Below are 13,121 nucleotides of genomic sequence, written 5' to 3' on the forward strand. Positions count from 1 at the left end.
AATCCGCCCCTGCGTGCATCGCTTCTCTCTATACAATGGTGCGCCTTGAGCCGATTCCAAGGGGGCTGGCGCGCATGTGCCTGGCGCGATTGCAGATTCCGTATTCCGTTTGCGTCATCTCTGTGGTATAAAATGCGCCGCTTTCCGGGGATACCTCCGAGAGCACTAACCCACACACGTGTCGACACGATGGCCTGGGTGCCTTTGATCTTCGGATCACTGGTTGGTCATTGGGATGCGTGGAGGCCCAACCCGACTTATCAAGGAACTATCATGTCCCAAGTCAATATGCGCGATATGCTGAAGGCCGGTGTGCACTTCGGTCACCAAACCCGTTACTGGAATCCGAAAATGGGTAAATACATTTTCGGCGCGCGTAACAAGATTCACATCATCAACCTTGAAAAAACCCTGCCAATGTTCAACGAAGCTCTGACTTTCGTAGAGCGTCTGGCCCAGGGCAAAAACAAGATTCTGTTCGTCGGCACCAAGCGTTCCGCTGGCAAGATCGTTGCTGAAGAAGCAGCACGTTGCGGTTCGCCGTACGTCGATCACCGCTGGTTGGGCGGCATGCTGACCAACTTCAAAACCATTCGTGCTTCCATCAAGCGTCTGCGTGACCTTGAAGTGCAAGCCGAAGACGGTACTTTCACCAAGCTGACCAAGAAAGAAGCGCTGATGCGCACTCGTGATCTTGAGAAGCTGGATCGTTCGCTGGGCGGCATCAAGGACATGGGCGGTCTGCCAGACGCACTGTTCGTGATCGACGTTGACCACGAGCGCATCGCTATCACCGAAGCCAACAAGCTGGGCATCCCTGTTATCGGCGTAGTCGATACCAACAGCAGCCCGGAAGGCGTTGACTACATCATCCCAGGCAACGATGACGCAATCCGCGCTATCCAGCTGTACATGGGTTCGATGGCTGACGCTGTAATCCGCGGTCGCAACCACGTTGCTGGTGGCGCCGAGCAGTTCGTCGAAGAAGCTCCGGCAGCTGCAGCTGAGTAATTGACGCCCTGGCGTTGACTCAGTAAGCAAAAAGGGGGCTTGGCCCCCTTTTTGCCACCTCGAAAACCAATTGTCGGCAGCGCAGTTGCAGTATTTGTAACCTGCAGCGGCTACAAGATGGGGTCGAGAAGAATTGAACGCCCGATAGATCGGGTGGAATGGTTGAAAACCTATCCAAGAGGAATTTGAAAATGGCAGCAATTACTGCAGCGCTGGTCAAAGAACTGCGTGAGCGTACCGGCGAAGGCATGATGGATTGCAAGAAAGCCCTGGAAAAGGCTGACGGCGACATCGAAAAAGCCATCGACGACATGCGTGCTTCGGGCGCCATCAAGGCTGCCAAGAAAGCTGGCAACGTAGCTGCTGAAGGCGCTATCGCTCTGAAAGAAGACGGCAAATCCGCCGTTCTGCTGGAAGTGAACTCGCAGACCGACTTCCTGGCTCTGCAGGACGACTTCAAGGCCTTTGTTGCTGCAAGCGTTGAAAAAGCGTTCGCCGACAAACTGACTGACGTTGCTCCGCTGATCGAAGCTCAAGAAGCTGCTCGCCTGGTACTGGTCGGCAAGGTTGGCGAAAACGTCAACATCCGTCGTCTGGCACGCGTTGAAGGTGATGTTGTCGGTGGCTACCTGCACGGCAACAAAATCGGTGTTGCAGTTGTCCTGAAAGGCGGCGACGTTGAGCTGGCCAAGGACATCGCTATGCACGTAGCGGCGACCAACCCTGAATTCCTGCTGCCATCGGAAGTTTCCGCTGAAGCGGTCGAGCGTGAGAAAGGCGTGTTCCTGAGCCTGAACGCTGACAAGATCGCCGGCAAGCCGGAAAACATCGTTGAAAACATGGTCAAAGGTCGTATCGCCAAGTTCCTGGCTGAAGCGAGCCTGGTTGAGCAGGCGTTCGTCAAGAACCCTGAAATCAAGGTCGGCGACCTGGCCAAGAAAGCCGGTGCTGAAATCGTTTCCTTCACCTACTTCAAAGTAGGCGACGGCATCGAGAAGCCGGTCGACAACTTCGCTGAAGAAGTTGCTGCCCAGCTGGCTGCCGCCAAGCAATAAGACAGTTTTCAACTGTCGCCCTGAAGAGGCTGCCCGCTCACGCGCGCAGCCTCTTTTCAGATACGCTTGCCAATTTTTAATTGGTTTGCGCTTGGAACTGACTTACAAAGCCATGTTCCGATGGCGCTGAAGCAGCGCCAAGCTAGAGTGAACGCCAGCTGTAAACAGCTCGCAAAGAATTTTTAAAATACGCCGCAGGAGAGATTCGCAATGGCTCAGCAGGGCAGTGGTTATCAGGCTCGCTATAAACGCATTCTACTCAAGCTTAGCGGCGAGGCCCTCATGGGCTCGGAAGAGTTCGGGATCGATCCGAAAGTTCTCGATCGCATGGCGCTGGAAGTCGGCCAACTGGTCGGCATCGGTGTTCAGGTCGGTCTGGTGATCGGTGGTGGCAACCTGTTCCGCGGTGCAGCACTCAGCGCTGCCGGCATGGACCGGGTAACCGGCGACCACATGGGCATGCTGGCCACTGTGATGAACGCCCTGGCCATGCGCGACGCGCTGGAACGTGCCAATATCTCGGCCATCGTGATGTCGGCGATTTCCATGGTCGGTGTGACTGATCACTACGATCGTCGCAAAGCCATGCGCCACCTGAATGCCAAGGAAGTGGTGATTTTCGCCGCCGGTACCGGCAACCCGTTCTTCACCACGGATTCGGCAGCCTGCCTGCGTGCCATTGAAATCGACGCTGACGTCGTGCTCAAGGCAACCAAGGTTGACGGCGTGTACACCGCTGACCCGTTCAAAGACCCGCATGCCGAGAAGTTCGATCATCTGACCTACGATGAAGTACTGGATCGCAAGCTGGGTGTAATGGACCTGACGGCTATCTGCCTGTGCCGCGACCACAAGATGCCGCTGCGCGTATTTAACATGAACAAGCCCGGCGCCCTGCTGAACATCGTGCATGGCGGCGCTGAAGGCACTCTGATCGAGGAAGGTCAACAATGATCAACGACATCAAGAAAGACGCTCAAGAGCGTATGCAGAAATCCCTTGAATCTCTAAGCCACGCATTTGGCCAGATTCGTACTGGCAAGGCGCACCCAAGCATTCTGGGTAGCGTCATGGTGCCTTACTATGGTGCTGACACACCGCTAAGCGGCGTGGCCAACGTCACTGTAAAAGACTCGCGCACCCTGCAAGTCGTGGCTTTCGAGCGCAACATGCTCGCGGCTGTCGACAAGGCAATCCAGAGCGCTGGCCTGAACCTCAACCCGACCAACCTCGGTGAGTTGTTGCTGATCTCCATGCCTGCCCTGACTGAAGAAACCCGCAAGGGCTTCACCAAGCAGGCGCGCAGTGCCGCTGAAGACGCTCGTGTTGCTGTGCGCAACATTCGTCGTGATGCCCTGGGCGATCTGAAAAAACTGGTCAAAGACAAAGAAATCAGCGAAGACGAAGAGCGTCGTGCTGTCGCTGATATCGACAAGCTGACCAAGGAGTCCGAGGCCCAGATCACCAAGGCCACGGAAGAGAAAGAAAAAGACCTGATGGCCGTATAAGGGTCGAGTTTTTAATGGACAAGACCAAGCAGGCTACGCCATCCGCGGTGCCGCGCCATGTCGCGATCATCATGGATGGCAACAATCGCTGGGCGAAAAAACGCTTTATGCCGGGTGTTGCCGGGCATAAAGCGGGTGTGGATGCTGTTCGGGCGGTGATCGAAGTATGTGCCGAGGCCAAGGTCGAGGTATTGACGCTGTTCGCTTTCTCCAGTGAAAACTGGCAGCGTCCGGCGGATGAAGTCAGCGCTTTGATGGACCTGTTCTTCAAGGCGTTGCGTCGTGAGGCCAAGCGCCTCAACGACAACAACATCAGCTTGCGCATCATCGGTGATCGCTCGCGGTTCCATCCGGAGCTGCAAGCCGCGATGCGCGAAGCGGAAGCCATGACTGTCGGTGCCAATCGCTTTGTCCTGCAGATTGCCGCCAACTACGGTGGCCAGTGGGATATCGCGCAAGCTGCGCAGCGCCTGGCTCGCGAAGTTCAGGCCGGTCATCTGCGCCCCGAAGACATTACTCCGGATCTGTTGCAAACCTGTCTGGCGACCGGCGATCTGCCGTTGCCGGATTTGTGCATCCGGACCGGTGGCGAGCACCGCATCAGCAACTTCCTGCTGTGGCAACTGGCTTACGCCGAGTTGTACTTCTCCGACCTGTTCTGGCCGGACTTCAAACACGATGCCATGCGCAATGCGCTGGCCGATTACGCTTCGCGTCAGCGCCGCTTCGGTAAAACGAGCGAGCAGATCGAAGCGGGAGCCCGGGTTTAATGCTTAAGCAACGAATCATTACTGCACTGATCCTGCTGCCAATCGCCCTGTGCGGGTTTTTCCTGCTCGAAGGCGCAAATTTTGCGCTGTTCATCGGGCTGGTGGTCAGCCTGGGTGCCTGGGAGTGGGCGCGTCTGGCTGGCTTTGCTGCACAAGCTTTCCGCGTGGGCTACGCCGTAGTGGTCGCACTGATGCTGTTCGTCATGTACATCTTGCCGGGATTGGCGCCATGGGTATTGGGCGCTGCTGTTCTCTGGTGGATCGTGGCGACATGGCTGGTGCTGACCTATCCGCGCTCGGCCGCACATTGGTCCAGCGCCGCCTGCAAGCTGGTGATCGGTTTGTTGATCCTGTTGCCAGCCTGGCAAGGTCTGGTGCAGATCAAACAGTATCCGCTGGGTAACTGGTTGATCATGGCGGTAATGGTTCTGGTCTGGGGTGCTGATATTGGTGCCTACTTTTCCGGCCGTGCCTTCGGCAAGCGCAAACTGGCGCCGCAGGTCAGTCCCGGCAAGAGCTGGGAAGGCGTATATGGTGGTCTGGCGTTGAGCCTGGTCATCACGGCGGTGGTAGGTCTGGTGCGTGACTGGACGCTGGTCGAATTGCTCAAGGGGTTGATTGGCGCTGCGGTGATCGTATTCATCTCGGTAGTCGGTGACCTGACCGAAAGCATGTTCAAGCGTCAGTCCGGCATCAAGGACAGCAGCAATCTGCTGCCTGGGCATGGTGGCGTGCTCGATCGCATTGATAGCCTGACAGCGGCGATTCCAGTTTTTGCCGCACTCCTGTGGATGGCAGCAGCGTGAGCCGTCCACAACAGATTACCGTTCTTGGAGCGACCGGTTCGATTGGTCTGAGCACTCTCGACGTCATTGCTCGCCATCCTGAGCGTTACCAGGTTTTTGCCTTGAGCGGTTTCACTCGCTTGAGTGAGTTGCTCGCTCTATGCGTGCGCCATGTGCCACAGTTTGCAGTGGTGCCCGAGGTGGGCGTCGCGCGCGGTCTGCAGGACGACTTGCGTGCCGCTGGCCTGCCAACTCGCGTATTGGTGGGGGAGGAGGGCTTGTGCGAAGTGGCCTCCGCGCCTGAAGTCGATGCGGTGATGGCGGCTATCGTTGGCGCTGCCGGGTTGCGTCCGACCCTGGCAGCCGTCGAGGCTGGCAAGAAAATCCTCCTGGCGAATAAAGAAGCGCTGGTGATGTCCGGCGCACTGTTCATGCAGGCGGTGCGTAAAAGTGGCTCAGTGCTACTGCCGATCGACAGCGAGCACAACGCGATCTTTCAGTGCATGCCAACGGATTTCGCCCGTGGCTTGGGTAATGTCGGTGTACGTCGGATTTTACTTACAGCTTCTGGCGGCCCCTTCCGGCAGACGCCGATGGCTGAACTGATGCATGTTTCACCGGATCAGGCCTGTGCGCATCCGAACTGGTCGATGGGTCGCAAGATTTCGGTGGATTCGGCCAGCATGATGAACAAGGGGCTTGAGTTGATCGAGGCCTGCTGGCTGTTCGACGCCAAGCCTGCGCAGGTCGAAGTGGTGATCCATCCGCAGAGCGTCATTCACTCGCTGGTCGATTATGTCGACGGCTCGGTGCTGGCGCAGTTGGGTAACCCCGACATGCGTACGCCGATTGCCAATGCGCTGGCCTGGCCTGAGCGTATTGATTCAGGTGTAGCGCCGCTGGATTTGTTCGCAATTGCGCGCCTGGATTTTGAGGCGCCCGACGAAGAGCGTTTCCCGTGTCTGCGACTGGCGCGCCAGGCTGCCGAGGCTGGCAACAGTGCGCCGGCGATGCTCAATGCGGCGAATGAAGTGGCGGTGGCAGCGTTTCTCGACGGGCGGGTTCGCTACCCGGAAATCGCGAGTATCATCGAGGAGGTCTTGAACCTTGAGCCGGTGGTTGCACTGGATGATCTCGATGCGGTGTTTACGGCGGACGCAGCAGCGCGAAACCTCGCTGGACAATGGCTGAATCGTCACGCTCGATAGATTTTGAAATACATGGCTTCACGCGGCACTGAACGGGATTGCGGAGAAAGTAGATGAGCGCGCTCTATATGATTGCCGGCACCCTGATCGCTTTGGGTGTGCTGGTCACCTTTCACGAATTCGGCCACTTCTGGGTCGCGCGTCGCTGTGGCGTCAAGGTTCTGCGTTTTTCCGTAGGCTTCGGCATGCCGCTGCTATGCTGGCACGACAAGCAAGGCACCGAGTTCGTCGTCGCAGCGATCCCGCTGGGCGGCTACGTCAAGATGCTTGATGAGCGCGAAGGCGAAGTGCCCGTTGATCAGCTCGACCAATCGTTCAATCGCAAATCCGTTCGTCAGCGCATTGCGATTGTCGCTGCCGGCCCGATTGCCAACTTTCTGCTGGCCTTGGTGTTCTTCTGGGTCCTGGCGATGCTCGGCAGCGAGCAGATCCGTCCGGTCATCGGTGCGGTTGAGTCCGGCAGCATCGCGGCCAAGGCCGGTTTGAATGCCGGTCAGGAAATTATCGCGATCGACGGCGAGCCGGTTTCCGGTTGGGCTGCGGTCAATCTTCAGTTGGTTCGCCGGTTGGGTGAAAGTGGTGCTCTGCAGTTGCTGGTCCGCGAGCAAGGCTCGACTGCTGACACGCCGCACGAACTGGCGCTGGATCAATGGCTTAAAGGCGCTGACGAGCCCGACCCGATTCGCTCTCTCGGCATTCGTCCATGGCGACCGGCGTTGCCGCCGGTACTGGCTGAGCTTGATCCAAAAGGCCCGGCCCAGGCGGCCGGTCTGAAAACCGGTGACCGTCTGCTGACGCTTGATGGCCAGGCGCTGGGCGACTGGCAGCAAGTTGTAGATACCGTTCGTACGCGTCCTGATACCAAAATCATGCTGCGGATCGAGCGCGATGGTGCTCAAATCGACGTCCCGGTGACGCTGGCCGCTCGCGGCGAAAGCAAAGCGCCGAGCGGTTATCTGGGCGCTGGTGTGAAGGCTGTCGACTGGCCACCGGAGATGATCCGCGAGGTCAGTTACGGTCCTTTGGCGGCAATTGGCGAGGGCGCCAAGCGCACCTGGACCATGAGTGTACTGACTCTCGATTCACTCAAGAAAATGCTGTTCGGCGAGCTCTCGGTAAAAAACTTGAGTGGACCGATAACCATTGCTAAAGTGGCGGGCGCTTCTGCCCAGTCGGGCGTCGCTGATTTCCTGAATTTCCTTGCTTATCTGAGTATTAGCCTGGGCGTTCTGAATTTGCTGCCCATTCCGGTACTGGATGGGGGGCATTTGTTGTTTTATCTGATCGAGTGGGTGCGTGGTCGCCCCTTGTCAGATCGGGTGCAGGGTTGGGGGATACAGATCGGTATCAGTTTGGTGGTTGGAGTGATGTTGCTTGCTCTGGTCAACGATCTGGGTCGACTGTAACGCTTCGCTGAATTGCGAATCTGCCGCATTTTGCGGCAGTTTGTTTATTGCCAGTTGGAATAAGAAAGGACTTCATGAAACGTCTGCTGCTAACTGCGGTTCTCACCGTATTGATGATCGCCGAAGTTCACGCCGAGTCCTTCACTATCTCTGATATCCGCGTCAATGGCCTCCAGCGGGTCTCTGCGGGTAGCGTCTTTGGTGCCTTGCCGTTGAACGTCGGCGAGCAGGCGGACGATCGTCGCCTGGTGGAATCCACTCGTGCGTTGTTCAAAACCGGTTTCTTTCAAGATATCCAGCTGGGCCGCGAAGGCAACGTACTGGTAATCACGGTCGTTGAACGTCCGTCGGTTGCCAGTATCGAGATCGAAGGCAACAAGGCGATCTCGACTGAAGACCTGATGAAAGGCCTGAAGCAATCCGGTCTGTCCGAAGGTGAAATCTTCCAGCGCGCCACCCTTGAAGGTGTGCGTAACGAGCTGCAACGTCAATACGTTGCTCAAGGCCGTTACTCGGCGACCGTTGATACCGAAGTGGTATCGCAGCCGCGCAACCGTGTTGGTCTGAAAGTGAAGATCAACGAAGGCACCGTCGCTGCCATTCAGCACATCAACGTGGTAGGCAACACGGTCTTCCCTGAAGAAGACCTGACCGACCTGTTCGAACTGAAGACCACCAACTGGCTGTCGTTCTTCAAGAACGACGACAAGTACGCCCGTGAAAAACTTTCCGGTGACCTGGAGCGTCTGCGCTCCTACTATCTGGATCGTGGCTATATCAACATGGATATCGCTTCGACCCAGGTGTCGATCACCCCGGACAAGAAGCACGTCTACATCACCGTCAACGTGACTGAAGGCGAGAAGTACACCGTTCGTGACGTCAAGCTCAGCGGTGACCTGAAGGTGCCTGAAGACCAGGTCAAATCCCTGCTGCTGGTGCAGAAAGGCCAGGTGTTCTCGCGCAAGCTGATGACCACCACCTCCGAACTGATCACCCGTCGTCTGGGTAACGAGGGTTACACCTTCGCCAACGTCAACGGCGTTCCTCAGCCGCATGACGATGATCACACTGTAGATATCCTGTTTGCCGTCGATCCGGGCAAGCGCGCTTACGTCAACCGCATCAACTTCCGTGGCAACACCAAGTCGGAAGACGAAGTGCTGCGTCGTGAAATGCGTCAGATGGAAGGTGGCTGGGCTTCGACTTACCTGATCGACCAATCCAAGACCCGTCTTGAGCGTCTGGGCTTCTTCAAAGAAGTCAACGTTGAAACCCCGGCCGTTCCAGGTGTCGACGACCAGGTTGACGTCAACTACAGCGTAGAAGAGCAGGCTTCCGGTTCGATTACCGCCAGCGTCGGTTTCGCCCAGAGTGCCGGTCTGATCCTCGGTGGTTCGATCACCCAGAACAACTTCCTCGGTACCGGTAACCGCGTAAGCGTCGGCCTGACCCGCAGTGAATACCAGAGCCGCTACAACTTCGGCTATGTTGATCCGTACTGGACTGCTGATGGCGTGAGCCTGGGTTACAACGCTTTCTATCGCACCACTGACTACGATGACCTCGATGTCGACGTAGCAAGCTACGCGGTGGACAGCCTGGGCGCTGGCGTCAACGTCGGCTACCCGATCAGCGAGACGTCGCGCCTGACCTTCGGTGCGTCGGTGCAACAGGACAAGATCAAGACCGGTCAGTACACCGTCGACGAGATTTTCGACTTCGTTAACCGCGAAGGCGACAACTACCTGAACTTCAAGGCGTCCGCCGGCTGGTCCGAGTCGACGCTGAACAAGGGTGTTCTGCCGACTCGTGGCCGTTCCCAGAGCCTGACGCTGGAAAGCACGATTCCAGGCAGCGATCTGTCGTTCTTCAAACTCGACTATCGTGGCCAGTTGTTCCAGCCGCTGAGCGAAAACTACACCATGCGCCTGCACACCGAGCTGGGCTACGGCGATGGTTATGGTTCGACCGAAGGCTTGCCGTTCTATGAAAACTACTATGCTGGTGGTTTCAACTCGGTTCGTGGCTTCAAGGACAGCACTCTGGGTCCTCGTAGTACCCCGAGTACCGGTGCCAATGGTACTTTGCGAGACCCGGATCAGGATCCGCTGCCATTCGGTGGTAACGTTTTGATCCAGGGCGGTGTTGAAGTGCTGTTCCCGCTGCCGTTTGTGAAGGATCAGCGTTCCCTGCGTACCTCGGTATTCTGGGACGTCGGTAACGTGTTCGATTCCCAGTGCAAAGACACCAAAAATACCGATGGCTCGAAATCCAACACGCAGTGCAACGACATCAGCCTCAGCAACATGGCCAGCTCTGTCGGTGTAGGCGTGACCTGGGTCACCGCACTGGGTCCTCTGAGTTTCGCACTGGCGATGCCGATCAAGAAACCGGATGACGCTGAAACTCAAGTGTTCCAATTCTCCCTCGGCCAGACGTTCTAAGCGTCTGACCCAAGATAACGACAATGGATTTTGTAGGAGTGCATCGTGCGTAAGTTGACTCAATTGGTTCTCCTGGCCTCCGTACTGGTGGCAGGCCCGGCATTTGCCGACATGAAAATCGCCGTTCTGAACTATCAGATGGCTCTGCTGGAATCCGATGCGGCAAAGAAATATGCCGTGGACGCCGAGAAGAAGTTCGGTCCGCAACTGACCAAACTGAAGACTCTGGAAAGCAGCGCCAAAGGCATTCAGGATCGTCTGATGGCCGGCGGCGACAAGATGCAGCAAGGCGAGCGTGAGCGTCTGGAGCTTGAATTCAAGCAAAAGGCCCGTGATTTCCAGTTCCAGTCCAAGGAATTGAACGAAGCCAAAGCCGTTGCTGACCGTGAAATGCTCAAGCAACTGAAGCCGAAACTGGATGGCGCAGTGGAAGAAGTCATCAAGAAAGGTGCTTTCGACCTGGTCTTCGAGCGTGGTGCAGTCATCGATGTCAAACCTCAGTACGACATCACGCGCCAGGTTATCGAGCGCATGAATCAGCTGAAGTAACCCATGACCGTGACTATCAAACTCGGCCGGTTGGCCGAGTTCCTCGGGGCCACCCTGCGTGGCGACGCGGAAAAGCAAATTACTGGGCTAGCCACTTTGCAAGAGGCTGGCCCAGCTCAGTTGAGCTTTCTGGCAAATCCCCAATACCGTAAATACCTGGCTGACTCACAGGCTGCAGCACTGTTGCTCAAAGCTGCTGATGCCGAAGGTTATGCCGGTGATGCGTTGGTGGTGCCGGATCCTTATCTGGCTTACGCACGTATCTCCCATCTGTTCGATCCAAAACCGAAAGCCGCTGCGGGTATCCATCCCACTGCAGTGATCGCGGCGGACGCGGTAGTTGATCCTGACGCCAGCATCGGTCCCTTTGTGGTGATTGAAGCCGGCGCGCGGATTGCTGCGGGCGTGACACTCGGTGCGCATTGCTTCATTGGCGCTCGCAGCGAGATCGGTGAAGGTGGCTGGCTCGCTCCACGGGTGACGCTGTACCACGACGTGCGCATCGGCAAACGTGTGGTCATTCAGTCCGGCGCCGTGCTCGGCGGTGAAGGCTTCGGCTTTGCCAACGAGAAAGGCATCTGGCAGAAAATCGCCCAGATTGGTGGCGTGACCATCGGTGACGATGTGGAGATTGGCGTGAATACCGCCATCGACCGTGGTGCGTTGGCCGATACCGTGATCGGCAATGGCGTGAAGCTCGACAACCAGATTCAGATCGCCCACAACGTTCAGGTCGGTGATCACACCGCCATGGCCGCTTGCGTGGGGATCTCCGGTAGCACCAAAATCGGCAAGCATTGCATGCTCGCCGGTGGTGTCGGCCTGGTCGGACACATCGATATTTGCGACAACGTTTTCCTGACCGGGATGACCATGGTGACCCACTCGATTACCGAGCCGGGCGCTTATTCATCCGGTACAGCCATGCAACCGGCGGCCGAGTGGCGCAAAAGCGCGGCCCGCATTCGTCAGCTGGACGACATCGCGCGACGATTGCGCCAGTTGGAAAAGCGCTCCGGGGAAGTGACCCCTGACGGTAATGCTTCATCTGAAGGCTGATACCATTTCCATATCAAGAGTGCACAGCCTCTGGACTGCCTCCTTGATTTGCTAGAGGAGCGCGCGTCAGTCGCGCGTTCCCAATCTTTACATAGGCTTCCTCCCGAAATGATGGACATCAACGAGATTCGCGAATACCTGCCTCACCGTTACCCGTTCCTGCTGGTGGACCGGGTCGTGGATCTGGATGTGGAAGGCAAGCGCATTCGCGCCTACAAGAATGTCAGCATCAACGAACCGTTCTTCAATGGTCACTTCCCGGCGCATCCAATCATGCCCGGCGTACTGATCATCGAAGCCATGGCTCAGGCTGCGGGGATTCTGGGCTTCAAGATGCTGGACGTGAAGCCGGCTGATGGCACCCTGTACTACTTCGTCGGCTCCGACAAGCTGCGCTTCCGCCAGCCCGTCAAGCCAGGTGATCAGTTGATCCTCGAGGCAACGTTCATCAGCTGCAAGCGCAAGATCTGGAAGTTTGAATGCCAGGCTTCGGTCGATGGCAAGCCGGTCTGCTCCGCTGAAATCATCTGCGCGGAACAAAAAGTATGAGTTTGATTGACCCTCGCGCAATCATCGATCCGTCTGCCGTCCTGGCTGACGGCGTCGAGGTCGGCCCGTGGTCGATCGTCGGCGCAGGTGTGGAAATCGGCGAGGGTACAGTGATCGGGCCACACGTGATCCTCAAGGGGCCGACCCGCATCGGCAAACACAATCGCATCTACCAGTTTTCCTCGGTAGGCGAAGACACGCCTGACTTGAAGTACAAGGGTGAAGAAACCCGTCTGGTGATCGGTGACCATAACGTCATCCGTGAAGGCGTGACGATTCACCGTGGCACCGTGCAGGATCGTTCCGAAACGACGCTGGGCGATCACAACCTGATCATGGCCTACGCGCACATCGGTCATGACAGCGTTATCGGCAACCACTGCATTCTGGTCAACAACACCGCGTTGGCCGGGCACGTTCACGTCGATGACTGGGCGATCCTCTCCGGTTTCACCCTCGTGCATCAGTATTGCCATATCGGCGCCCACAGCTTTTCCGGCATGGGTACGGCGATCGGCAAGGATGTGCCAGCGTTCGTTACCGTGTTTGGCAACCCGGCCGAAGCGCGCAGCATGAACTTCGAAGGCATGCGCCGTCGTGGTTTCAGCGAAGACGCGATCCACGCTTTGCGCCGCGCCTACAAAACGGTTTACCGTCAAGGCTTGACCGTTGAGCAAGCGCTGGGCGAACTGGCTGAGCCCGCTGCGCAGTTCCCGGAAGTCGCCATTTTCCGTGACTCGATCCAGTCGTCGACTCGCGGCATCACTCGCTGAT

At 57.2% G+C, this 13,121-nt stretch carries 13 protein-coding genes; all 13 read left to right on the top strand.

Going from position 1 to position 13,121, the window contains the following annotated elements; translation table 11 throughout:
• The first annotated feature begins 273 nt into the window (after positions 1 to 273).
• The 13 genes from rpsB (at position 274) to lpxA (ending at position 13,120) form a co-directional block, all read left to right on the top strand.
• Positions 274 to 1,011 (top strand): 30S ribosomal protein S2, encoded by a 738-nt coding sequence (rpsB, locus tag ACOI8A_RS10730; RefSeq protein WP_420648334.1) that lies wholly within the window; start codon positions 274 to 276, stop codon positions 1,009 to 1,011.
• A 191-nt stretch (positions 1,012 to 1,202) separates the two neighbouring features.
• Positions 1,203 to 2,066: a translation elongation factor Ts gene (gene tsf, locus ACOI8A_RS10735; protein WP_420648333.1), complete on the top strand. Its 864-nt coding sequence runs from the start codon at positions 1,203 to 1,205 to the stop codon at positions 2,064 to 2,066.
• Between the two features lie 210 nt (positions 2,067 to 2,276).
• Entirely contained in the window at positions 2,277 to 3,020 is a 744-nt protein-coding gene (gene pyrH / locus ACOI8A_RS10740) for a UMP kinase (protein ID WP_003172271.1), read from the top strand.
• The gene (frr, locus tag ACOI8A_RS10745; RefSeq protein WP_420648332.1) at positions 3,017 to 3,574 is read left to right on the top strand and encodes a ribosome recycling factor; all 558 of its coding nucleotides are present in this window, start codon (positions 3,017 to 3,019) and stop codon (positions 3,572 to 3,574) included. Before pyrH ends, frr begins: the two co-directional genes overlap by 4 nt.
• A 14-nt stretch (positions 3,575 to 3,588) precedes the next feature.
• Entirely contained in the window at positions 3,589 to 4,344 is a 756-nt protein-coding gene (gene uppS, locus ACOI8A_RS10750) for a polyprenyl diphosphate synthase (protein ID WP_420648331.1), read from the top strand.
• Complete coding sequence (locus ACOI8A_RS10755) at positions 4,344 to 5,150, top strand: phosphatidate cytidylyltransferase (protein ID WP_420648330.1); 807 nt, start codon at positions 4,344 to 4,346, stop codon at positions 5,148 to 5,150. The genes uppS and ACOI8A_RS10755 overlap by 1 nt, the downstream gene beginning before the upstream one ends.
• Entirely contained in the window at positions 5,147 to 6,337 is a 1,191-nt protein-coding gene (gene ispC / locus ACOI8A_RS10760; protein WP_420648329.1) for a 1-deoxy-D-xylulose-5-phosphate reductoisomerase, read from the top strand. Before ACOI8A_RS10755 ends, ispC begins: the two co-directional genes overlap by 4 nt.
• Before the next feature lie 53 nt (positions 6,338 to 6,390).
• Positions 6,391 to 7,743 (top strand): sigma E protease regulator RseP, encoded by a 1,353-nt coding sequence (gene rseP, locus ACOI8A_RS10765; protein ID WP_420648328.1) that lies wholly within the window; start codon positions 6,391 to 6,393, stop codon positions 7,741 to 7,743.
• A 74-nt stretch (positions 7,744 to 7,817) separates the two neighbouring features.
• On the top strand, positions 7,818 to 10,190 hold the full coding sequence (gene bamA / locus ACOI8A_RS10770; protein ID WP_420648327.1) for an outer membrane protein assembly factor BamA: 2,373 nt from the start codon (positions 7,818 to 7,820) through the stop codon (positions 10,188 to 10,190).
• Between the two features lie 45 nt (positions 10,191 to 10,235).
• On the top strand, positions 10,236 to 10,739 hold the full coding sequence (locus ACOI8A_RS10775; RefSeq protein ID WP_420648326.1) for an OmpH family outer membrane protein: 504 nt from the start codon (positions 10,236 to 10,238) through the stop codon (positions 10,737 to 10,739).
• Between the two features lie 3 nt (positions 10,740 to 10,742).
• Complete coding sequence (gene lpxD, locus ACOI8A_RS10780) at positions 10,743 to 11,798, top strand: UDP-3-O-(3-hydroxymyristoyl)glucosamine N-acyltransferase (RefSeq protein ID WP_420648325.1); 1,056 nt, start codon at positions 10,743 to 10,745, stop codon at positions 11,796 to 11,798.
• A 108-nt stretch (positions 11,799 to 11,906) separates the two neighbouring features.
• A complete protein-coding gene (fabZ, locus tag ACOI8A_RS10785) occupies positions 11,907 to 12,347 on the top strand; it encodes a 3-hydroxyacyl-ACP dehydratase FabZ (RefSeq protein WP_008028982.1) in 441 nt (146 codons plus the stop codon).
• Positions 12,344 to 13,120 (top strand): acyl-ACP--UDP-N-acetylglucosamine O-acyltransferase, encoded by a 777-nt coding sequence (gene lpxA, locus ACOI8A_RS10790; RefSeq protein WP_420648324.1) that lies wholly within the window; start codon positions 12,344 to 12,346, stop codon positions 13,118 to 13,120. The genes fabZ and lpxA overlap by 4 nt, the downstream gene beginning before the upstream one ends.
• Position 13,121 lies beyond the last annotated feature (1 nt).

The sequence above is a fragment of the Pseudomonas sp. P4795 genome (assembly GCF_048822895.1).
GTDB lineage: Bacteria > Pseudomonadota > Gammaproteobacteria > Pseudomonadales > Pseudomonadaceae > Aquipseudomonas.